Source organism: Mycetocola sp. BIGb0189, from assembly GCF_024810155.1.
Classification (GTDB): Bacteria; Actinomycetota; Actinomycetes; order Actinomycetales; family Microbacteriaceae; genus Mycetocola; species Mycetocola lacteus.
Genome location: NZ_JANUED010000004.1, coordinates 219,465 through 240,248, shown reverse-complemented (window position 1 = coordinate 240,248; position 20,784 = coordinate 219,465). Strand labels below are relative to the sequence as shown.

Here is a 20,784-nt window from a genome sequence, read left to right as displayed (position 1 = left end):
AGCCTGTGCCGCCCGATAGCCCGGGCGGCACAGCTGGTACCGCCTAGTGTGCGGCGCCGGGGACGTAGTGGCCCGGGACCATCCGGGTAGCCACCCCGAATCGGTTGAAGGCGTTGATGGCCACGATGACACCGATGAGATGCACCAGCTCGGTCTCGTCAAAGACCGCCGCCGCGCGAGCGTAGACGGCATCGGGGACAAATCCGTTGGTGATCACCGTGACCGCCTCGGTCAGCTCGATCGCGGCCACCTCGCGGGCGGTGTAGAAGTGGCGCGATTCCTCCCAGGCGGTGAGCTGGATGAGGCGTTCGACGCTGTCACCGGCCGCCAGGGCGTCCTTGGAGTGCATATCGAGGCAGAATGCGCAGTGGTTGAGCTGTGAGGCTCGGATCTTCACCAGGTTCACCAGCGCGGGTTCCAGATTGCCTCCGGCAACCGAGTCCAGGCGAACCAGCGCCCTGAAAATCTCGGGGGCATGGGCGCTCCAGTCGGTGCGCGGGGTGTGTTCGTTCAGCAGGGTTGTGGTTGTGCTCATGGTGTGTCCTGTTCTGGATGGATGGATGGATGGGGGATTCGTTGGTCTCGCCGCGGTCCGGGGCTAGTCGAGAATGGTGAGGACTCCCGAGGGGGCGCCCAGGGCCGCAACGGTCCGTCGAGCCGCCTCGTCAATCTGGATACGTGGGCCGGTGGGTAGGGTGTCCGGGTAAAACGTCCCGGGACCATAAAACTGCCCATAGCGCAGCACCACACCGTTCACGGCGAGCACCGATTCCTCCAGCTCGGCGATCGCGTCCGCGTCGGTTCCGGGTGTCAGCGGCCAGGCAACCGACTGGGCCAGAAAGCGTGTGGCCCCGGCCCGCTGGGCGGCGGCCAACAGGTTGCGATTACCCTCGGTACGGATGCGGGCATTGAGTCCGGGCCGGGCGGCGATCTCCCCGACGGTGTCGGGGAGATCGGTGAGTTGGTTGAGGACAATATCGGGTCCGAAGCGGAGGACCGTATCGCTCAGGTCGGCGCGATCGTAGACATCGCCGCGGAGGGGTTCGGCACCCAGCGCGGTGACGTGCGCGGCCTTTTCTGCGCTGCGCGTCAGTGCCCCGACGGTGAAGCCGGCCTCAACCAGGAGCGGAATCAATCGGGTTCCAATCACCCCGGTGGCACCGGCAAGAAAAATGCGGGACGCGGGGGCATCGGCGGAAATGGTGGTGTTCATAGTTTTGAGCGTACGACCGGGTTGGTTTGGGCGTAAGATCCACTTGTATGGGAGAAAACCAGACCAATTTTGAGATGACTCTGCCGGGCCGCGCCGGGGTGGATCTTCATCTGGACGTTGCCGGAACGGGAATTCGGGCGGGTCTGGCGTCGGCGCTGCGGGAAGCGATCGCGACCGGCCGATTGAGCCCGGGGACCCGGCTGCCCGCCTCGCGCGCGTTGGCCCTGGATCTGGGCATCGCCCGCAGTAGCGTGACCGAGTGCTATGCGGAGCTGATCGCCGAGGGCTGGCTGATCGCCCGGCAGGGATCGGGAACCCGCGTCGCAGCCCGCCCCGATGCCCCCGCGTCGACGCCGGCACCGATCCATCCCGAACCCCGCTCGATTCCCGCGGCCACGCTGGTGCCCGGAGCCGCGAACTTTGCCGAGTTTCCCCGGTCGGCATGGCTCTCGGCCGCACGCCGCGCGCTGGCCGTGGCCCCCCATTCGGCGTTTGGCTACGGTGATCCGCAGGGCCGACCGGAACTTCGTCGCGCGCTCGCCGACTACCTGGGTCGAGTACGTGGGGTGCGTGCCGACCCGGAACGGATCGTCATCACCGCGGGCTTCGCCGACGGTCTGGGACTGATGGCGCGCGCCCTCCACACCCGCGGGGCGCACACGGTTGCCGCCGAGGCATACGGGCTGGGGCTGTATCGGCGGGTGCTGGCGGATGCGGGTCTGGCACCGACCTCGCTGGCGGTGGATGACGCGGGTGCCCGAATCGAGGATCTGGCGGGTCCGAATCCTCCGGCGGCGGTGCTGCTCACGCCCGCCCATCAGTTTCCCTCCGGGGTGGTGCTCTCCCCGGAGCGGCGCAGTGCGGCGATCGCCTGGGCGCGTGGGGCGGACGCCGTGATCCTCGAGGACGACTACGACGGAGAATTCCGCTATGACCGCCGTCCGGTGGGTGCGCTTCAGGGGCTGGATCCCGAACGGGTGGTGTACTTCGGGACCGCAAGCAAATCGCTGGCCCCGGCGCTGCGGATTGCCTGGATGGTGGTGCCCGAACGGCTGATGCCCGCCGTGCTGAGTGCCCGGGGGCCGATGGAAACCGTGAGCGCATTGGAGCAGCTGACCCTGGCCGAGTTCATCACCTCGGGTGCCTGTGATCGTCACGTTCGAATGCGGCGGCAGAGCTACCGTCGTCGTCGTGATCAGCTGGTGGATGCGCTGACCCGGAGCGGCGCGGACGTCCGGGTCAGCGGGGTGGCCGCGGGTCTTCAGGCGGTCCTTGAACTGCCTGCGGGGACCGAGCGGCGGGTCCTGCACGTGGCGCGCGAGCGGGGTGTGATGGTCAGCGGGCTCTCCGAGTTTCGACAGGTTTCGGCCGGGGACGATACGCGGGCACGGGAGGGACTGGTGGTGAACTTCTCGGCGGTTTCCGACGCGGTCTGGGAATCGGCGCTGGCGGAGCTCTGCCGAATCATCCCCTAGCGGAGTGTGCGAGTCCCGGGGTCGGTGGCTCATGGTCTGATGGGGGTGGGTCGCATTCCGGCCTCATCCACCCCATCACCAGAGGATTTTTGTGTCTCCGCGTCGTCGTCGCCCCAGTCCCAAAACCGCCGCACTGCTGTCGATTCCGGCACTGATCGCGGCCCTGATTGTGGGGGCGCTCTCGCTCGGGGAGACCGAGGCGCAGCCGTATCCCACCCCCGGTACCGTGGCGTCGGGGGTCGGGTCAGCCGACGCATTCCCGGCCGGCTTCGAGTCGGCGGGTAACGCCCGCGATGTTTTGGCCACCATCCCGGTCCGCGGCCGCGCCCCCGGAACCGGATATGACCGGGTCGCCCGGTTCGGAACCGCCTGGTTTGACGTGGAGAAAAACGGGTGTGACACCCGTAACGATATTCTCGCCCGCGACCTCACCGAGGTGACCACCCGTGGCGGCTGCCGAGTGTTGACCGGCATCCTGGACGATCCCTATACCGGCAACCGGATCGCCTTTGAGCGCGGGGAAAAGACCTCGCAGGCGGTCCAGATCGATCACGTGGTTGCGCTGAAAAACGCCTGGCAAACCGGAGCGCAGGGCCTCACCGATGAGCGTCGTCGGGAGCTGGCCAACGATCCGATCAACCTGCTTGCCGTGGACGGCCCCACCAACACCAAGAAGGGTGATGGCGACGCGGCCACCTGGCTGCCGCCGAGCCGAGCCTCCTGGTGCGGGTATGTTGCCCGACAGGTTTCGGTTAAGGCAGCCTACGGGCTGTGGATGACCCAGGCGGAGCACGATCGTATCGGCGAGATTCTGGCGTCCTGCCCGGATCAGCAGGCCGCACGCTCGCCCCTGGTCGGCTAGTCTCAGCGCAACGCACCGCGCCCCCTCACCGAAAGTGAGGGGGCGCGGTGCGTGAGACGCGGGGCCTCAAGACCTAGGTCTTGAGGCTCCGGCTCGGTGTGCCCGGCTTCGTGAACCAGGCTCCGGGGGTTAGGCTCCGGGGTTTAGGCCTCGGTGCGGCGTGCGCGACGGGCGAGCACGAATCCGGTGAGGGCCAGAACCAGGGCGGCAATCCCGATCGGGAGTGCAGCCTCGGCACCCGTGCTAGCCAGCGGGTCGGTCGGATCGGCCGGGTCCGCACTCGCGGTGGCGGTGGGCGCCGGAATCACGGTCGGAACGGCGGTCGCGGTCGCGGTCGGGTCCGGCGTGCCGGTGGGATCCGGAGTCACGGTCGGGTCCGGGGTCACCGTCGGGTCCGGAGTCGTGGTGGGGTCCGGGGTGACCGACGGAGTCGGGGTCGGCGTGGGCGTCACGGCGTCCACCGAGACCTGTGCCTCGGCACAGTTGAAGCTCACCGCCGCGCCCTGCGCGGTGCAGTCGGCTCCGCTCAGGGCGGGACCGTTTGCCTCACGCAGCGCGGTGGCGAAGTTGTTCACGGTGGCGGCGGTGGTGCCGGTGATGGTGGCCGTGTAGGTCACCGTCACGGTGGCCCCCGGGGCGAGATCGCCGGACCAGCGCAGCTCGGTACCCGAGAGCGTCGGGGCGGTGGTGGCCGTCCCGCTGATGCTCGCGGCGAGCGAGGCCGGGTCGATGGTTGCCTGGGCGAGAACCTGGGTCAGGTCATCCACCAGGGCGGCCGGGTTTCCGGTGGCGGCACTGGCCGGCGCATCGCCGTTGTTGGTCATCGTCAGCGTGTAGGTGACGGTGTCACCCTGGGTTGCGCTGGCCACATCGGCGCTCTTGTTGATCTGCAGCGAGTGTCCAACAACCTTGGCGATGGATTCGATCTGCACGTTCGCGTGGGTCCAGGTGTCCAGCAGCTTATTGTTGCCGTAGGAGCCCAGATCCGCGGTGTTGTTGTTGCGGCAGGTCTGGCTCGGGGTGTCCCAGAAGCGCTGTCCACCCTGGCTGAGCGGGGCACCCACCAGCGGATCGTTGGGGTCGTAGTTGACGGCCGGGTTGGCCGGATCGCCCAGCTTGGGAGCGGTGGCGCTACAGGTCTGTGCACCCAGGGCGTTGCCGTCCTTGTCCACGTCGTTCCAGTACATCCGGTCCTCGAGGGGTCCGGTGGCACCGTTCAGACGGGTCAGGGTCATGCCGCCCTGGAGCTGCTCCACATCACCAAACACGAAGTGGAGTTCGGGGTACTGGGAGACCACGATCTTGGCGGCGATGGTGGTGCCCTCGGGGATCACCGCGCCGCTCTTGTCCAGGCCGTCGAAATCGAAGGTGAAGTCGCTCTGCCCACTCAGGGCCGAACGGTTGACCAGAATGTCCGCGGGACCGTCGTAGTTGCCATCGCCGTCGGTATCCACCTTGATGGTGTAGTTTCCGGCGAAGTCCTTGAGGGTGTAGGTGAACGTGCCCGCCTTGGGAGCTGCGGCGTTTCCGGCGGAGGTGAAGCCGTCGATGGTCAGCTTCGGCTCAACCGGGGTGGGTGCCAGCGGAATGGTTTTGCTGGTTCCGGTGGGTGCCGCGTTGCTGGCGTTGGCCGTGGCGATCTTCGCGGTTGCGGGCAGATCCGCTGCGGGGGCCTCGAAGAACAGCTTGTACAGGTCATCACAGGTGGTCTTGCTGGCTTCGGTGTCCACCACCGAGCGGTAGAGCGAGACGCACTGATCGTCGGTGTTACCCAGCAGGCTTGCCTCGATCGAGGAGGTCCAGCCGACGTATCCGTTCAGGGCGAGCTTGTACTTATAGCCCAGGTCCGAGACGAACCAGTAGTCGAGGTCCAGACCGTGACGGGCCGGGTGGTTGAGGATCGGCGGGCCGGGAGGCCAGTTTTCGATCAGCTGGTAGCGGCTGGTCCACACTCGTCCGCTGTGTTCCACACCGTTCTGGGAGACCGCGATTTTCCAGGGGAAGGAGCCCACTCGAGCGTCCTTCCAGAAGTTTCGAATGGCCACCCGGTAGACGCCCTCGGTGGCGGCGGTGGCGGTGATGATCGCGGGCTGCTTGTCATCGGGGTCCAGCATCGAAATGCCGGCCTCGCGCCCACCGGCGGCCGGGGTGTTTTCCGGGTAGCCGTTGTCGTTGGTATCCACAAGGTTTCCCGAGGGATCGGTGATCGTGTAGAACGCGCGCTGACCATCACGGTCCCAGCTCTCGGTGGAGTCGGGCTTGTGCATGCCGGCCTGTACCCGCAGCTGCTCACCGGCCTTGACGTAGACGTACCACTCGTGCGGCCTGTTGGTTGTCGAACCGGGTGTCGCGGCATACGCGTACTGTTCGTTTTGTTCTGCCTGTGCGGGGCTGGCCCCCAGGACCAGGACGCCCGCACCGAGTGCGAGTGTAGCGGCGGCAGCGAGTGTGCGTCGCACCCGGTGCGATGCTGTGCGTTGCGGGTGTTTGTCGGCCCGCCTTTCCGATGTATGTTCCACGATCATCCCCTTTATGTGTACTAACCGATCCAGCCTGGTCGGGTTGGATCGGGTTTGGGGGAAGCTGTCGCGCAACCGGTGAGGCGATGTCCGATGGGCGCAAAAAATCCGTGTGTGGGCCCCACACACGGATTCAGTGCACCTGTTAGCTAGGTGTCCCGGCCTGCCAGGCGCTGGACACCATGTCGGCGAGTGAGTGGCGCATCTCCCACTCCAGATCTCGGGCGGCGGCCGATCCGTCGGCCACGATGCGGTCGGGATCTCCCGCCCGTCGCGGTCCAATGATCGGGTCAAAGGCAATACCGGTGACCCGGGCCATTTCGTCCATGATCTGCCGGACCGAGGCACCGTCGCCGCTGCCCAGGTTGTAGACCGGGGCCAGCGGTGTGCCCGCATCCAGGGCTCGCGCGGCGGCCACATGGGAGTGGGCCAGGTCGGCTACGTGCACGTAGTCGCGCACGCAGGTGCCGTCGGGGGTGTTGTAGTCGATGCCGTTGATGCGCGGCGTCTTGCCCGCTCGCAGGGCGGCGATCACCAGCGGGAACAGGTTGTGCGGGCTGGCGTCCCAGAGCCCGGGCTCCCCGGATCCCACCACGTTGAAGTAGCGCAGGCTCACATGGCGCAGGTCCGCGGCCACGCCCTGATCGCGCAGCAGCCACTCGCCGATCAACTTGGACTCCCCGTACGGTGACTCGGGGGCGGTGGCGGTGGCCTCGGTGACCAGATCCGTGTGAGGGGTGCCGTAGACCGCGGCGCTGGAGGAGAACACGATCCGGGAGATCCCCAGTTCGGCCATGACCTCCAGGACCGTCGCGGTCCCGGTGACGTTCTGGGCGTAGGTGTGAAGCGGACGCTCAACCGAGACCCCGGCAAACTTATAGCCGGCCACATGGATCACCCCGGTGACCCGATGGGTGACCATCGCGGCGCGCAGGGCATCGCGATCCAGGATGTCGCCGCGCTCGAAGGCGACCCCGGCGGGGATGAACTCGGGCAGCCCGGTCACCAGGTTGTCGTAGATGACGGGGGTGAGGCCCGCCGAGCGGAGGGCCCGCACCACGTGGGCACCGATGTAGCCGGCGCCGCCGGTGACTAACCAGGTCATTCGTTTTCTCCTGTCTGAGTGGCGGCGGCATCGGGGTGCTCGCCCGCCCGGATTACGCTGTCAATGGATTCGGCCAGCCGAACGCGTGCGGCATCGGCCAGGCCCGCGTCGCTGAGGAACACGTCCGCGGCCCCCAGCTCGGCAATCTGGCAGAGCCCGGTGACTCCCCACTTGTGATGGTCGGCGATCACCACCACGCTGGCACCGGCATCGATGAACGCGCGGTTGGTTTCGGCCTCAAGCAGGTTGGGGGTGGTGAGCCCTCCCTCGGGGCTAACCCCGTGGACACCGAGGAAGCAGACGTCCACGCGCAGCGCGCGCAGCGTGTGGACGGCGTAGGGGCCAACCAGGGCGTCGGAGGGGGTGCGGATACCACCGGTGAGGATCACCGTCTGGCCGGTGCCGCCCTCATCGAATACCGCGGCGATGCGCGGGGAGTTGGTGACCACCGTGAGGCCCGGAACGTGGGCGATGCGCCGGGCGAGTGTGTGCGTGGTGGTGCCAGCATTGAGTGCGATCGACATCCCCGGGTGTACCCGTTCGGCCGCCAGGCGCGCGATCTGTTCCTTCTCGGTGGCGGCCACACCGAGATTATGGGCAAAGCCGGGTTCGCTGCTGGTGGTGCCGCCGGGGAGGGTCGCGCCGCCGTGCGTTTTGACCAGGTCTCCGCGTTCGGCGAGGATCCCCAGGTCGCGCCGGACGGTCATTTCCGAGACCGCCAGATCGCTCGCGAGGGTGGTGACGCGAACCTGGCCATCTCGGCGCAGGCGCTCAAGGATCAGCGTGTGCCGCTGGGGCGGAAGCATCTCGGTCATGGGCCTCATCAAACGTGCGAATGTGTGCGAACGTGTTCATTATGCCCGAATTATCCCCTTGAGCCAAGTGTGAATGTGTGTATATGATCGGTTTTGTTCGATTCTGAAAGGTGTGTTTCGCATGACCGATGTCGCCCTGCTCCGCACAACCCTCGCCGATGAGCGCGAGCTGATCTACTTCGCCGATGCCGGACACACGCTGAGTGACCCGCCCGCCGACACCCGGGACCTTCCGCCGCGTCCCGGCTCGCCCGCGGGGGACACCGAGAGCGTGGGCTCGGCCATGCGCTACGACCCGCTGCGCGGAGACTGGGTTGCTTTCGCCGCCCATCGGCAGACCCGGATCTACCTGCCCCCGACCGACCTGTGCCCGATCTGTCCCACCCGTCCCGGCCACGCCACCGAGATTCCCGCCGCCGACTACGACGTCGCGGTGTTTGAAAACCGGTTCCCCTCCTTCGGGCCCGAACCCGCACCGGTGGACCTGACCCCGGGACTCGGGGCGGTTCGTCCGGCCACCGGGCGCTGCGAGGTGATCGTGTTTGGGTCCAATCACGAGGCCTCCCTGAGTGATATGTCCATCGAGCGGATGCGCACCATCGTGGCCGCCTGGGCTCAGCGCACCGCCGACCTCCGGGCGATGGAGGGGATCGAGCAGGTCTTCGCGTTCGAGAATCGCGGGGCCGAAATCGGCGTGACCCTGCACCACCCGCACGGGCAGATCTATGCGTACCCGTTTGTGACCCCGACCACCCGGATCCTGCTTGCCCAGGCGGCCGAACATCGGGCACGTACCGGCGGAAACCTGTTTGCGGACATCCTGGACTTTGAGCTTTCCTCCGGGGAGCGGGTCCTTGAGCGGGGTGAATACTTCACCGCGTTTGTGCCGTTCTCGGCCCGGATGCCGATCGAGGTTCACCTCTATCCCAACCGTCATGTGGGCACCCTCGATGAGCTCACCGTCAGCGAACGCGATGAGCTCGCCGACATGTACCTGCGACTGGTGCGCGGTATCGACGCCCTGTACGGCGATCGCACCCCCTATATTTCGGCCTGGTTCCAGGCTCCGGCCACCCATCCCGACCGCGCCGAGGCGCGCCTGCACCTGCAGATCACCTCCCCGCGCCGTGCCACCGATAAGCTCAAGTATCTGGCCGGATCGGAGGCCGCAATGGGTGCGTTCATCGGTGATGTGATTCCCGAGGAGACCGCCGCCCGCCTGCGCGCCACCACCCCGTATGTCGAAGGAGCCCGCGCATGAGTGCCGCCGCGACCACCCTGGACGCCGAGTTCCAGAACCGCTTCGGTGCCGATGCCGACGGCATCTGGAGTGCCCCGGGCCGGGTAAACCTAATCGGTGAGCACACCGATTACAACGCCGGATTCGCCCTACCCTTTGCGATCACCGCCCGAGCCCGGGTGGCGGTGCGCGTGACCCACAGTGGCGAGGCCGTGCTGGAGAGCACCTTCGCGGGTGCCGCCCCGGTACGCGTGCGGCTGGATGAGCTGGCCGCGGAGGACTCGGGCTTTAGCGGGGACGGAGGCTGGGCGCGCTATCTGGCCGGGGTCGTCTGGGCGTTCGCCCGGCGGGGAATTACCGTGCCCGGGCTCGACGTGCTGCTGCACTCGGATGTGCCGGTCGGGGCCGGACTCTCCTCCTCCGCGGCGGTGGAGTGCGCGATCGCCGTTGCGGTGAACGATCTGGCCGGTGCCGGGCTGGATCGCCCGGAACTGGTGCAGATCTGCCACGAGGCCGAGAACGATTTTGTGGGCGCACCCACCGGGATCCTGGACCAGTCGGCCTCGCTGCTGGCCACGGAGGGTTCGGGACTGTTCCTTGACTGCCTGGACCGCAGCACCCGACAGGTCCCCCTGGATCTGGCCGCCCGGGACCTGGTCCTGCTGGTCATCGATACCCGCGGGACCCACGCCCATGAGAGCGGGGGATATCGCGATCGGGTGGCCTCCTGCCGCCTCGGCGAGCGGGTGCTTGAGGTTTCCTCGCTGCGTGAGGTCTCGGCCCAGGACTTCGCCGAGCGCGCGCACCTGCTTGATCCCGAAACCCGGCGTCGGGTCCGGCACGTTGTCACCGAGAACGCCCGGGTTCAGGACGTGGTGGCCCTGCTGGATGCGGGCAGACTCGAGGACATCGGCCCGCTGCTCACCGCAAGCCACGTCTCGATGCGGGACGACTATGAGATCTCCAGCCCCGAGCTGGACGAGGCCGTGGACACCGCGCTGGCACACGGCGCACTGGGCGCGCGGATGACAGGGGGCGGATTCGGAGGCTCGGCCATCGCCCTGGTACCCACCGCGCTGGCCGAGACCGTGAGTACCGCGGTGAGCGCGGCCTTCGAACGTTCGGGATGGGCATCGCCGCACATTTACGCGGTGGTTCCGGGGCCCGGTGCGGGCCGCGAGGGCTAGAGGACGACGCTCGGGATTCGGGGCGTGTTCGTGGATGATCTGGATACACTGACCTCATGAGCGAGCATGCCCCCATCGCCGGGCTGACCGGCTGGACCCGCGCCCCCTTCGTCGCGGGCGAGATTACCCATGAGGTCTTCGAGCGGGGATCGGGGCCGGGAATCGTCCTGCTGCCCGAGATCCCGGGCATGACCCCCGAGGTGATGGGGTTTGCCGACCACCTGGTGGAGAACGGATTCACCGTGGTCATCCCCTCACTGTTTGGGGATCCCGGCCGTCCGGCTTCTCCCGGCTACCTGGCGCAGTCGGTGGCCAAGGTGTGCGTCTCGACCGAGTTTCGGGCGTTTGCCACCGGCGCGCACCGGCCCGTGGCCGACTACGTGCGGGCCCTCGCCGCGGATCTGGCCGCGCGCACGCCGGGTCCGGGCGTCGGGGTGATCGGGATGTGCTTCACTGGCGGGTTCGCGCTCGCCGCCGCGGCCTCGGAGAGCGTGCTGGCCTCGGTAGTCAGCCAGCCCGCGGCACCGTTCCCGCTGGGTCGCGCCAGAAAACTCGACCCGGTGATGTCCCCGGATGAGCTGGACCGGGTGGCCGCCCGGGCCGCGGCCGGGTCCGTGTGTGCCCTGGGACTTCGCTTCAGCGAGGACCAGACGGTCCCACGCGAACGTTTCGCCACGATTGCGGCGGCCCTGGGCGATGCCTTTGAGGTCATCGAACTGGATTCCTCGCCCGGAAACCCCGGCGGCTTTTCCCGCGGTGCCCACTCGGTCCTGACCGGCGAGGTTCGCGAGCGGCCCGGGCATCCCGCCGCCGAGGCGCGGGCGCGCACGGTGGCGTTCCTGCGCGAGCGCCTCGGGATCCCTGCGGCCTAGCCCAGACGCGCGGCAGGGCCCAGACTCACCTTCCCGTGCGAGCACCCCGCGTTTCCCGCGGGGAACGGTTAGAGCAGCGAACGAATCAGCGCCTCGGGGCTCAGGCGCTCGGCGCGGGCGCGCGACAGAAGGCGCGCGTGGGTGTCGGCATCCAGGTTCAGGGTGAGCGAAACCGTGGCCGGTTCCTCCGCCCAGTCAAACAGCCCCGGCTGGGCGGGCTCCTCGGTGAAGGCGGGTACCCGGGGAGCCTCGGCCTTGCGCGGTGCTTCGGTGGCACCGTCGGCGCTGCCGGCCCCGGTCCAGCCCGGACCGCTGGGGATCGCCGTCCGGTTTTGATACGCGGTGGACACCGCCCGGGCACGCTCATCGGCGGCCTCGTTCAGCGGGTGGTTGGCGTGACCCTTGACCCACTCGAAACGGTAGCGTCGCCCCTGCAACGCCTCGTCGATCTGCTGGAGAATCTCCACGTTCAGCACCGGCTTACCGTCGGCCTTGCGCCAGCCCTTGCGCTTCCAGCCCGGCATCCACTTGGTCACCGAGTTGATGACGTACTGGCTGTCGCAGAGAATCAGCAGGTCCTCATCCAGGTGCGCGGTGGCGCGGAAGAGTTCCAGCACCGCCTGAAGCTCACCCTGATTGTTGGTGGCATGCGGCCACCCGCCGGCGGCCCAGCAGTTCTCGTTCACAAACCAGGCCCATCCGGCTGGTCCGGGGTTACCCAGTGCGGATCCGTCGGCTGCGGCGGTGATGGTCATGCGAAGTGCTCCCTGCTGATGGATGTTGGCATCCGTCGGCTTCCAGTTTCGCAGGTTTAGTGTGCGCGGTCGGCGAGCCGGGCCAGGTAGTGGGTAATCAGCGCGGCCATGTCCACCCGCTCGGGATCCAGCAGCCACTGCACCTGGAGCCCGTCGATCATCGCGATCATCAGGGTGACCTCCGCATCCACCTGTTCCTCGGACATCCCGCGCCCGATGAATGCCTGCTTGGACCGTTCGTGTAGGGCCCGGTAGCGGTTGACCACCCAGGCATGTGCCGGATGTTCGGGATCGGTTGCCTCGGCGGCGAGCTGAGTGTGCAGCTGTGCCAGGCCGGGAACGCTGACGTTATGCAGAACGAGATCAACGAGCATCTGGTCCGCATTGTCCGCGGTGATGTCGGCAAACTGCATCCGTTCAAGATCCAGCGTGTCCCGGCGTTCGAGCACGGCGGCCAGGAGATCGGCCTTATTGCCGAAGTGGTACAGGAGGGCCGGATGGGTCAGGTTGCACTCGGCCGCAATATCGCGGAGTGAGGTGCCGTAGTAGCCGGTTTTTGCGAAAACACGTAGCGCTGTGTCCAGAATACGGTCCCGAGTGCTCGGGGCTGTGGTCGTCATATTCGCAAGCATAATCGGCCCTTCGGCGATACACGCCGAGCATGGCGTCCTCATTTCTGGGGTGTTTACCAGTGGTCAAAAAGCTGGAGATTCGCCGTGTACGGCATACCAAAACCGTCAATCCCCGGATGCGATGGGCACCGGGTTGTCAAACTGGTGAGTGGTGGGATGCCGCGAAGCTCGGACGTCGGGCCCTGCGCCCCGCCTCGACAAGGGCGATCAATTGATGTGAGGGTGGTGAGCCGATGGTCCAACTGGTGTATTTCTCCGGAGACTCCGGTAATACCCACCGTTTCGTGCAGAGTTTGGGGATCGAGGCGATGCGGATCGGTGATGCCGAACATCGCACACCGAGCCGGATCACCGAGCCGTTTGTTCTGATGACCCCCACCTATGGTGGCGGTGCCGACTACGCGGCCGTGCCGCGACCGGTCCGGCAGTTCCTTGCCCGAGCCGATAACCGAGCGCGGTTGCGCGGGGTGATTGGTGCCGGGCACCGCAACTTTGGATTTGCCTTTTGCCTGGCGAGTCGACTGATCGCCGACCAGTATGGCGTGCCCGAGCTGTATCGGGTGGACGGCAACGGAACCGATCAGGATCGTGAACGCATTCTGACCGCGCTGACGCGGGTCCTGGGGGCGTCGGCACGGCTGAGCGAGCCGGCAGTGCTGGCCAGGACTCCGGTTGCCGCCGCACCACACACCCTGGCGATCCCCATCGTGGTGCCTCGCACGGCCGCCGAGCCTGTGCGTGAGCCGGTGGTAGTCGCCGCGGCGGACGCTGTTTCGCCGACGGTCTCCGCCGTCTCGACGGCGGGCTCCTCCGTCTCGCCTGTGGTCTCCGCCGTCATGCCGGCGCAGGCACCGCCGCTTCGTCGTTCACGCATTCGTACCGGGCCGACATCGATTGTCGCCGAGACTTCCGCCGCTTTGTCGCCGAGTGCGCACTGGCGCGAGGAGGCGACGGTTCAGACCTCGAACGCCGCAGTGCCGGTCTCGAACCCCGAAGTGCCGGTTTCAAACCCCGCAGTGTCGGTCACTAACGATGCAGTGCCGATCTCAAACCCCGCAGTGCCGGTCTCGAACCCCGCGGTGCAGGCTCCCGCCCCCGTGACCGATTCTCCGCGCCGGGCCGCACGCCGCGCCACGGCACCGATCGAGATACCGGCCCCGGCACCCCTCGATGCTCCGGGTCCGGCACCAACTGCGGCACTCACCGCGGCCTCGGTACCGACCCCGAGCTCGATTAGTGCAACGCCCTCGGCACCGGCGTCGGAGCTGGCCTCAACACCGGCGCTGGCTTCAACACCGGCGCTGTCTCCAGCGTCCGTGCCCGCACCCGATTTTCCGCCGGCCCTCGCTCCGCCCGCTCCCATCGCAGGCACGGGGACTCCGCGCGCCGAAACCCGACGCGCTCGCGCCCGGATGGTCCCACCGCCCGCGATCGCCGGCACCGTCGTGACGCCGATGCCGACCCTCACCACGCTCTCCGCTCCGGCGGATCCTCCGGTCCCGGTCACCCCGGTCCGTGAAGCCGTGGCGCGGATTTCCGAACCGATGCCCGCACCGCAGCGCCGTGCCCGGCGTCTGGCGATGGCCGAGGACTCGGGGGTCCTGAGCGCTAGCCCCGCGCCAACGCGGCGTTCGCTGCGGCAGGATCGAGGGTACTGAGCACCCCGTCGGACATGACCAGCACCTGATCCATCCTGTCCAGGTGTGAGAGATCATGGGTGACCAGCAGGGTTGAGGTGCCGCGATCCCGGGTGAGTTCCAGGATCAGCGTGATGATCTCCATTCCGCGGGCGTGATCCAGCGCGCTGGTCGGTTCGTCCACGATCAGCACCCCGGGCTCATTCATCAGGGCCCGGGCAATGTTGACCCGCTGTCGCTGCCCGCCGGAGAGCTGGTGCGGTCGCTTGTCTTCGTGCCCGGCCAGCCCGACCCGCGCCAGCAGGTCACGCGCACGTTCGCGGGTTGCGGCTCGGGCGGCACGACTGTGACCGTCGAGCTCGTTCATCACAGCGAGCTGGTCCAGCGCGCTGAGCGCGGGCAGCAGGTTCGACTGCTGGAAAACAATGCCGATGTGTTCGCGGCGCACCGCCGTGGCCTCGGCACGGGTGAGGCCGGCCAGGTCGATGCCGGCCACACGCACCCCACCCGAGTCGGGGGTGATCAGCGCCGAGGCCACCGCGAGCAGGCTCGATTTACCCGATCCCGAGGCACCGGTCACCGCGGTGATTGTGCCCGGTGTGACCGAGAGGGAGGCGTTATCCACGGCGGTGATTCTGCGGTCACCATCGGGGAAGGTCAGCATAACGTTGCGCAGTTCAATCATGAGGAGTCCTTAGTCGGGAGTGGAGAGGAGGGGCGGTTACCGGGCGGCACCGAGCGCGGCCAGCGGATCGCTGCGCAGCACCGGGCGGAGGGCAAACGCTCCGCCGATCAGACCCAGCGCGATCAACCCCAGCGCGGGGAGACCGATGGTGAGCGGGCTGAGCACAAACGGGACCGCGTTCCCCGCGAGGCTGCCGAGGCCCACGGTCACCAGCATCCCGACCCCCACCCCGGCGACCAGGACCACCAGGGCCTGCCCGAGGGTGTCTCGCACGAGCCTTCCGGTGCGGGCACCGAGGGCCTTGAGGACCGCGATATCCGGTCCACGCTGGATCGTCCAGACCGTGAAGAACGCGCCGATCACCAGGGCGGAGATCCCGAACAACATCGCCACGATCAGCAGCAGCGAGCCGATCTCCGAGCGGAACGATTCGATCGAGAGCAGTGCGGGGATCGGTGCCCGAGAGACGGTGTGGGTCGCCGAATCGATCGAATCGGGCTGGGCCGAGGAGTCCAGCGAGACCGCGAGCACGCTCGCCCAGGCGGGCTGACCGCCGGCGCTCATGATGGACTGCCAGTTGGGCAGGGTGACCCAGGCCACCGAGGAGTGCGCATACCAGGTGTCGGGGATCAGCGTGGAAACACGAAGGTCCTCCCCGAAGGCGCTCACCGTATCGCCCACGTGCACACCGAGTGTTTGCGCGGTTCCCTCACCCAGGACCACGGTGCCCGGCTGGGGCATCGGGGTTCCTGCGGGGAGGAAGTGTGAGCCCGCCGCGGAGGGATTGATTCCGAACAGCGCCGCCGGGGCGCGTTTTTCTCCGGCGCTCAGCCGGGTCTGGCTGATGCCCAGCGGGGCGGCGTTGGTCACCCCGGCGGCATCGGTCCAGGCGGTAGCCTCGGCGGCGGTGATCGAGGAGTCGCCGAAGCTCGGATCCTTCTCGCCGTGGGCGGGGGCCGAGAAGACGATGCGGTCGGCCCCGAGGCCGAGCACGGCCGAGACGTTTTGGCCGGCGAGCCCGGCGGTCAGCCCGGTCAAAAATCCCACCAGGATGGTGATGAGGGCAACAACCGAGGCGATCAGCACAAAGCGACCGCGAGCAAAGCGAATTTCACGCCAGGCAACAAACATGAGAACCTTCCGGGGAACCGGCACCGTGTGGGCCACACGGGCGTCCATAATGGGGACACTTCGAGTCTGGTTTCCGGCGGCTTATCCGTCATCGGCTAGGTGGTCGGGTCGGGGCGCAAAGTGATGATTATCCGCTCCACCTTTTGAGGGATACCCGCCGGTGCCCCCGCGGATTAGGCTGAGGGTTATGATCCGTTCCGCCGACGGACCGGTGTCCGCGGGACTGCGCACCGGTCTGCACCTGCTCTTTGTGTCGCTGGCCCTGTTTGTGATGATCCGCGCCGGATTCCGCTCGGGTCCCGAACCCGTGATCGCCGCGATCCTCGCCGCCGTCTTCCTGGTCTGGTACCTGCTGGGTGCCTGGTGGGGAAAGGGGGATCAGTCGCGCGGCAGAATCGGGCTGTGGCTCGGCGGACTGACCCTGCTGTGGATCGCGATGATCCTGGTCAGTCAGGACGCCGCCTACCTGTCCTTTCCGCTGTTTTTCCTCTATCTGGCGCTGCTGGATCGCACCCCCGCGCTGCTGAGCGTGGCGGTGGTGAGCGCGGTGTCGATCATCGCGATCGGACTGCACGGCGGGTTTTCGGTGCCGGGGATCCTCGGACCGCTGATCGGTGCGGTGATCGCCGTCGCAATCGGGCTGGGGTATCGCGAACTTCAGCGGGTGGCCCTGCGCCGCGAGGAGCTGATCGCCGAGCTGATTTCCACCCGGGTCCGCCTGGCCGAAACCGAGCGAGAGGCGGGCAAACTCGCCGAGCGCGAGCGCCTGGCCCGCGACATCCACGACACCGTGGCCCAGGGTCTCTCCAGCATCCAACTGCTGCTGCATGCGGCCGAGCGGGCGAGCGAGCAGGCCCCGGAGACCGCGATTGAACACGTCCGGCGGGCGCGGGATGCGGCGGCCCTGGCGCTCGCCGAAACCCGCGGGCTGATCGATGAGCTGGCCCCGCCGGCGATCACCGGGGCCAGCCTGGCCGAGGCGCTGTCCCGGCTGGCCGAGAACGCCTCCCAGCAGGCGGGTATCCCGGTGGAATTCCACACCGACGGGACCCCCGAGCCGCTGAGTACCGTGGTTAAAACCGGTCTGCTGCGGATCGGCCAGAGCGCGCTGGCCAATGTGGTGCAGCACGCCGATGCCACCCGTGCGGATCTCAGCCTGAGCTATCTGGATGGGGAAACCATCCTCGACGTCGTCGACGACGGCCGCGGATTTAACCCGGAGGCACTGGTCGAGCGCACCGCGGGTGGGTCGTTTGGGCTGATCGCGATGCGGTCCCGGATCGCCGAGCTGGGAGGATCGCTGGTGATCGAAAGCGCTCCGGGCGAGGGCACCACTGTCACCGTAAGATTTACCCGGGAGGCAGCATGAACTATGCAGTGGGCACACCGATCCGGGTCGTGATGGCCGATGACCATCCCATCGTGCGCGCGGGCCTGGCCGCGGTCCTGGGGACTGCGGCGGACATCGAGGTGGTCGCCGAGGCGGCCTCGGTGCCCGAGGTGCTGGCCGTGGTCAACCGGTTCGAACCGGACCTCGTGCTACTGGACCTGAGTTTTGGGACCGGACCCACCGGGATCGATGCGACCCGCGAGCTGATGCGCCGGGAGAATCCGCCGCGCGTGCTGATCCTCACCAACTACGACTCCGATGCCGACATCCTCGGTGCCATCGAAGCCGGGGCGGCCGGCTACCTCCTGAAGGACGCCCCACCCGAGGATCTGCTGAGCGCGATTCGCAAGGCGGTCCTCGGCCAGACGGTCCTGGGCCCGGCGGTGGCTGGACGCCTGGTGGCGCGCGTCAGCGAACCGCAGCAGGCACTCAGCGCCCGCGAAATCGAGGTCCTGACCCTCGCCTCCGAGGGTCTGGTCAACCGCGAAATCGGCAAGAAGCTGCACATCAGCGAGACGACCGTGAAGTCTCACCTGGCGCATATCTTCGGCAAGCTCGGCGTGAACAATCGCCAGCAGGCGGTACTCGCCGCCCAGCGCGGAGGCTTCATCCGTCGCGCGTAGTCGCGGGTTCGTCTCACTGTGGCCCATCCCAGCTGTTGACAGCGTGGTGATACCGCCGTTCAATGGGTTGCTATGTGGCCGAAACGAAAGCAGAAGACTCCCCGGGCGGTCCTCTCGCTCTGGGAGGTCGCCAAAGAGTTGAGCATCACGCCACAGGCCTGGGAAGTGGACCCACGGTTCCCTCAACGCAAACGCCGTCAAAGCTGGAACACGCGCGCCGCACAGATCACGGGTGCGTTGGCCATGCTGGGAAGTGTCCCGGCGTTGATCTGGGCCGAGCCATTCGTGGGATTTGTCCTTCTGATTCTCGGCCTGCTTCTATTGGCGGTTGGGACGGTCCTCCGGCTTAGTGCTGCGGCTTATCGGCGCGTTGCTCGTTGGCTTCAGTCGGCACGGCTCTGGGCGTATTTTGTCCTGTACGGCATTGTGCTGCTGGGGATTCTGGCGCAGGTGATTTTTGCTGTGAGCCTGTATGCGGTTCCCGGCTTTGACCAGGGCGGCGAGGGCGGCACATTGATCTGGGCTTCGATAATGCTGAGCCTTCTCATTTTGGGGTTCACCCTGATGGTCTCGGTGGCGGCTTCTCCGCTCCTGGTAGCCGTACACAAGCCCCGACCCACACAGATTATGGAAACTCAGCGCCTCTGGACCGGGGTGCTGGTGGCCTCGATTGTGACGCTCCCCGCGGTCGGGATCAGACAGGTGCAGCTTGACGGTGAGGTGTCCCTGCAGGCGCTCACGATCCTGCTGCCGATTGCGGTTGCCGTGTTGGGATCGGTGATTGCTTGGCATCGTCGGGGCTTTAACACGCTTGAGCAGCGACATGCTCTCCTGATTACTGCGTTTTCAGAGGCCAATCTTGCCTTGGCCTCGCCCCACAATCACGAGAATCTTATCCGTCAGCTTCGTGCGTTACGCCGGCAGGCATGGTCCAGCCCGTTGCGCAACCAGTCGCCGATTGGGGCGGTAGCGCAGGTGTCGTGGGAGATCGCGCAGGTCACGGATCTCCTGCTTTGGGCGGCCGGTGACGGACCCTATCCAGACGCGCTGAAAAAGCGTGAGGGGTTGGAGGGAAACCTGGGCCTGCCGTTCATTCGCCTCGCGCAATTGACTCGGGCCGAGGTCCTCAGTGCCGGTCAGGCATTTACCCGGCGTTGCCAGGACCGGCTTTACGGCGTTGACCGCGCGTATACCGCGCGGCGCGCTGCGCGCCAGGCTCTGCGCAGGGAAGAAAGGAAACAGGCCCGAGTCACGAGGTCTTAGACCGGATTATCCCGCTTGCGGTAGGCCTCCAGGGCTGCCTCACGGGAGACCTTGAGGTCCACGATCGGGGCAGTGCGCAGGCCGGTGTCGGGCACCCAGCGGCGGATGTATTCGCGGTTGGGGTCAAACTTTTTGGCCTGCAGCTCGGGATTGAAGATGCGGAAATAGGGGGCCGCATCGGCACCGCTGCCGGCCACCCACTGCCAGTTGAACGGGTTCGCGGCGGGATCGGCATCCACCAGGGTGTCCCAGAACCACTCCTCGCCGGCCCGCCAATGCTGGAGCAGGTTCTTGGTGAGCAGCGAGGCGACCACCATCCGCACGCGGTTGTGCATGGTGCCGGTCTGCCACAGCTCGTTCATCCCCGCATCGACCAGGTCGATTCCGGTGGTGCCAGTCTGCCAGGCGCGCAGCAGCTCGGGGTCAGCCTCGGGCCAGGGGAAATTCGCGAAGCTGGGCCGCCAGGGATCGGTGGCCAGCTTGGGGAAGTGGAACAGCTGGTAGTGCGCGAACTCGCGCCAGCCCAGCTCACTGAGGAAGCTGGCCCCCTGCCCGGGGTGCGTGCGCCGATGCTCATCCACGGCATGCCAGATCGTGGACACCGTGATCTCGCCCCACACCAGGTGCGGGGACAGGCGCGAGGTCACCGAGCGGTCGGGACGGTCACGCAGATCGGGATAATCGCCCATGTCCTCGTCCAGGAAGTCGGCCAGACGCTCGTGGGCACCGGCCTCGCCCGGGCTCCAGTAGGTGTCCCAGTTTTCCGCCCAGTTGGGGGAGGTGGGACGAAGTTCGAGGTGGTCCAGTGCGGCCGCGAATGCCGCGGAGTTGACCGCGGTTGGGGTGCGGGCGGGCTGGGGAACTGGCAGGACCGCGCGCGGAGGACGCCGGGCAAGCTCATCCAGTGCCCGCTTCCAAAACGGGGTGAACACCGTGTACGGGCGGCCCTCTCCGGTGCGCAGCCCGGGATCCACCAGCAGATCCGGGGCGGAAAAATGGACCTCGATGCCGTGGGACCCGAGCTCCGTGTGTACCCGGGCGTCCAGCTCCGCCTCAGCCGCGCCGGGGCGTGCGGTGGCATACACGCGGTTGGCGTTCTGTTCGGCGGCCAGCGTGTGCAGTGCGGCCACGGGATCTCCGGTGCGCAGCTCGAGCGGGATACCCAGCTCGGCGAGGTCCGTGGCCAATGAGTCCAGTGCACCGTGAACCCACCAGCGGGAGGCCCCACCGATCGGGCGCAGGCTCGGCTCGTCCAGCACAAACACGGCGATCACACGCTCGTGGGATTCCAGCGCGGCGGTCAGTGCCGGATGATCACCCACGCGCAGGTCGCGGCGAAACCAGATCAGGGCGGCGGGGGAGGGGGTGCTCATCGGGAAC

At 67.3% G+C, this 20,784-nt stretch carries 19 protein-coding genes; 9 read left to right on the top strand and 10 right to left on the bottom strand.

The genetic code is table 11. From position 1 onward, the window contains the following. Window positions 1-43 precede the first annotated feature (43 nt). Both M2390_RS08200 and M2390_RS08195 read right to left on the bottom strand, forming a co-directional pair. A complete protein-coding gene (locus tag M2390_RS08200; protein WP_259177959.1) occupies window positions 44-535 on the bottom strand; it encodes a carboxymuconolactone decarboxylase family protein in 492 nt (163 codons plus the stop codon). Between the two features lie 63 nt (window positions 536-598). Further along, window positions 599-1,213: an SDR family oxidoreductase gene (locus M2390_RS08195; protein WP_259177958.1), complete on the bottom strand. Its 615-nt coding sequence runs from the start codon at window positions 1,211-1,213 to the stop codon at window positions 599-601. Between the two features lie 74 nt (window positions 1,214-1,287). On the opposite strand from M2390_RS08195, the gene M2390_RS08190 reads away from it, so the two are divergent. Both M2390_RS08190 and M2390_RS08185 read left to right on the top strand, forming a co-directional pair. Next, window positions 1,288-2,688: a PLP-dependent aminotransferase family protein gene (locus M2390_RS08190; RefSeq protein ID WP_259177957.1), complete on the top strand. Its 1,401-nt coding sequence runs from the start codon at window positions 1,288-1,290 to the stop codon at window positions 2,686-2,688. A gap of 91 nt (window positions 2,689-2,779) precedes the next feature. Further along, the gene (locus M2390_RS08185; RefSeq protein WP_259177956.1) at window positions 2,780-3,550 is read left to right on the top strand and encodes an HNH endonuclease family protein; all 771 of its coding nucleotides are present in this window, start codon (window positions 2,780-2,782) and stop codon (window positions 3,548-3,550) included. Between the two features lie 143 nt (window positions 3,551-3,693). Here M2390_RS08185 and M2390_RS08180 read toward each other — a convergent pair whose 3' ends face one another. The 3 genes from M2390_RS08180 to M2390_RS08170 form a co-directional block, all read right to left on the bottom strand. Next, on the bottom strand, window positions 3,694-6,009 hold the full coding sequence (locus M2390_RS08180) for a DUF11 domain-containing protein (protein ID WP_259177955.1): 2,316 nt from the start codon (window positions 6,007-6,009) through the stop codon (window positions 3,694-3,696). A gap of 205 nt (window positions 6,010-6,214) precedes the next feature. After that, complete coding sequence (galE, locus tag M2390_RS08175) at window positions 6,215-7,174, bottom strand: UDP-glucose 4-epimerase GalE (protein ID WP_259177954.1); 960 nt, start codon at window positions 7,172-7,174, stop codon at window positions 6,215-6,217. Further along, window positions 7,171-7,989: a DeoR/GlpR family DNA-binding transcription regulator gene (locus M2390_RS08170; RefSeq protein WP_310503971.1), complete on the bottom strand. Its 819-nt coding sequence runs from the start codon at window positions 7,987-7,989 to the stop codon at window positions 7,171-7,173. The genes galE and M2390_RS08170 overlap by 4 nt, the downstream gene beginning before the upstream one ends. Window positions 7,990-8,110: 121 nt before the next feature. Between M2390_RS08170 and galT the strand changes: the two genes are divergently transcribed. The 3 genes from galT to M2390_RS08155 are packed head-to-tail and all read left to right on the top strand — an operon-like array spanning window position 8,111 to window position 11,288. After that, entirely contained in the window at window positions 8,111-9,250 is a 1,140-nt protein-coding gene (galT, locus tag M2390_RS08165) for a galactose-1-phosphate uridylyltransferase (RefSeq protein WP_259177953.1), read from the top strand. Beyond that, window positions 9,247-10,416 carry a galactokinase gene (gene galK, locus M2390_RS08160; RefSeq protein ID WP_259177952.1) on the top strand — a complete coding sequence of 390 codons (1,170 nt, stop codon included), beginning with the start codon at window positions 9,247-9,249 and terminating at the stop codon, window positions 10,414-10,416. Before galT ends, galK begins: the two co-directional genes overlap by 4 nt. A 56-nt stretch (window positions 10,417-10,472) precedes the next feature. Further along, entirely contained in the window at window positions 10,473-11,288 is an 816-nt protein-coding gene (locus M2390_RS08155) for a dienelactone hydrolase family protein (RefSeq protein WP_259177951.1), read from the top strand. Between the two features lie 68 nt (window positions 11,289-11,356). On the opposite strand, the gene M2390_RS08150 is transcribed toward M2390_RS08155, so the two are convergent. Both M2390_RS08150 and M2390_RS08145 read right to left on the bottom strand, forming a co-directional pair. After that, the gene (locus M2390_RS08150) at window positions 11,357-12,043 is read right to left on the bottom strand and encodes an RNase H family protein (protein ID WP_396822770.1); all 687 of its coding nucleotides are present in this window, start codon (window positions 12,041-12,043) and stop codon (window positions 11,357-11,359) included. Between the two features lie 56 nt (window positions 12,044-12,099). Continuing rightward, window positions 12,100-12,663: a TetR/AcrR family transcriptional regulator gene (locus tag M2390_RS08145; RefSeq protein ID WP_259177950.1), complete on the bottom strand. Its 564-nt coding sequence runs from the start codon at window positions 12,661-12,663 to the stop codon at window positions 12,100-12,102. 245 nt (window positions 12,664-12,908) lie between these two features. Here M2390_RS08145 and nrdI point away from each other — a divergent pair, with 245 nt between their 5' ends. Further along, entirely contained in the window at window positions 12,909-14,333 is a 1,425-nt protein-coding gene (nrdI, locus tag M2390_RS08140; RefSeq protein ID WP_259177949.1) for a class Ib ribonucleoside-diphosphate reductase assembly flavoprotein NrdI, read from the top strand. Here the strand turns inward: nrdI and M2390_RS08135 are convergent. Further along, window positions 14,284-14,997 (bottom strand): ABC transporter ATP-binding protein, encoded by a 714-nt coding sequence (locus M2390_RS08135; protein ID WP_259177948.1) that lies wholly within the window; start codon window positions 14,995-14,997, stop codon window positions 14,284-14,286. The genes nrdI and M2390_RS08135 overlap by 50 nt on opposite strands. A 36-nt stretch (window positions 14,998-15,033) precedes the next feature. Further along, window positions 15,034-16,176, bottom strand: a complete 1,143-nt coding sequence (locus M2390_RS08130; RefSeq protein WP_259177947.1) for an ABC transporter permease — start codon at window positions 16,174-16,176, stop codon at window positions 15,034-15,036. Between the two features lie 139 nt (window positions 16,177-16,315). Between M2390_RS08130 and M2390_RS08125 the strand changes: the two genes are divergently transcribed. The 3 genes from M2390_RS08125 (at window position 16,316) to M2390_RS08115 (ending at window position 19,404) form a co-directional block, all read left to right on the top strand. Continuing rightward, a complete protein-coding gene (locus M2390_RS08125; RefSeq protein WP_259177946.1) occupies window positions 16,316-17,497 on the top strand; it encodes a sensor histidine kinase in 1,182 nt (393 codons plus the stop codon). Next, the gene (locus M2390_RS08120; RefSeq protein ID WP_030149156.1) at window positions 17,494-18,141 is read left to right on the top strand and encodes a response regulator transcription factor; all 648 of its coding nucleotides are present in this window, start codon (window positions 17,494-17,496) and stop codon (window positions 18,139-18,141) included. The genes M2390_RS08125 and M2390_RS08120 overlap by 4 nt, the downstream gene beginning before the upstream one ends. A 138-nt stretch (window positions 18,142-18,279) precedes the next feature. After that, entirely contained in the window at window positions 18,280-19,404 is a 1,125-nt protein-coding gene (locus M2390_RS08115) for a hypothetical protein (protein WP_259177945.1), read from the top strand. Here M2390_RS08115 and M2390_RS08110 read toward each other — a convergent pair. Continuing rightward, window positions 19,401-20,777 (bottom strand): deoxyribodipyrimidine photo-lyase, encoded by a 1,377-nt coding sequence (locus M2390_RS08110; RefSeq protein WP_259177944.1) that lies wholly within the window; start codon window positions 20,775-20,777, stop codon window positions 19,401-19,403. The genes M2390_RS08115 and M2390_RS08110 overlap by 4 nt on opposite strands. Window positions 20,778-20,784: the final 7 nt, after the last annotated feature.

Excerpts from the sequence above, each read along its gene's own strand:
- M2390_RS08200 (WP_259177959.1), bottom strand. The coding sequence starts at position 535 with ATGAGCACAACCACAACCCTGCTGAACGAACACACCCCGCGCACCGAC.
- M2390_RS08195 (WP_259177958.1), bottom strand. The coding sequence starts at position 1,213 with ATGAACACCACCATTTCCGCCGATGCCCCCGCGTCCCGCATTTTTCTT.
- M2390_RS08190 (WP_259177957.1), top strand. The coding sequence starts at position 1,288 with ATGACTCTGCCGGGCCGCGCCGGGGTGGATCTTCATCTGGACGTTGCC.
- galE (WP_259177954.1), bottom strand. The coding sequence starts at position 7,174 with ATGACCTGGTTAGTCACCGGCGGCGCCGGCTACATCGGTGCCCACGTG.
- M2390_RS08170 (WP_310503971.1), bottom strand. The coding sequence starts at position 7,989 with ATGACCGAGATGCTTCCGCCCCAGCGGCACACGCTGATCCTTGAGCGC.
- galT (WP_259177953.1), top strand. The coding sequence starts at position 8,111 with ATGACCGATGTCGCCCTGCTCCGCACAACCCTCGCCGATGAGCGCGAG.
- galK (WP_259177952.1), top strand. The coding sequence starts at position 9,247 with ATGAGTGCCGCCGCGACCACCCTGGACGCCGAGTTCCAGAACCGCTTC.
- M2390_RS08155 (WP_259177951.1), top strand. The coding sequence starts at position 10,473 with ATGAGCGAGCATGCCCCCATCGCCGGGCTGACCGGCTGGACCCGCGCC.
- M2390_RS08150 (WP_396822770.1), bottom strand. The coding sequence starts at position 12,043 with ATGACCATCACCGCCGCAGCCGACGGATCCGCACTGGGTAACCCCGGA.
- M2390_RS08145 (WP_259177950.1), bottom strand. The coding sequence starts at position 12,663 with ATGACGACCACAGCCCCGAGCACTCGGGACCGTATTCTGGACACAGCG.
- nrdI (WP_259177949.1), top strand. The coding sequence starts at position 12,909 with ATGGTCCAACTGGTGTATTTCTCCGGAGACTCCGGTAATACCCACCGT.
- M2390_RS08135 (WP_259177948.1), bottom strand. The coding sequence starts at position 14,997 with ATGATTGAACTGCGCAACGTTATGCTGACCTTCCCCGATGGTGACCGC.
- M2390_RS08130 (WP_259177947.1), bottom strand. The coding sequence starts at position 16,176 with ATGGACGCCCGTGTGGCCCACACGGTGCCGGTTCCCCGGAAGGTTCTC.
- M2390_RS08125 (WP_259177946.1), top strand. The coding sequence starts at position 16,316 with ATGATCCGTTCCGCCGACGGACCGGTGTCCGCGGGACTGCGCACCGGT.
- M2390_RS08120 (WP_030149156.1), top strand. The coding sequence starts at position 17,494 with ATGAACTATGCAGTGGGCACACCGATCCGGGTCGTGATGGCCGATGAC.
- M2390_RS08110 (WP_259177944.1), bottom strand. The coding sequence starts at position 20,777 with ATGAGCACCCCCTCCCCCGCCGCCCTGATCTGGTTTCGCCGCGACCTG.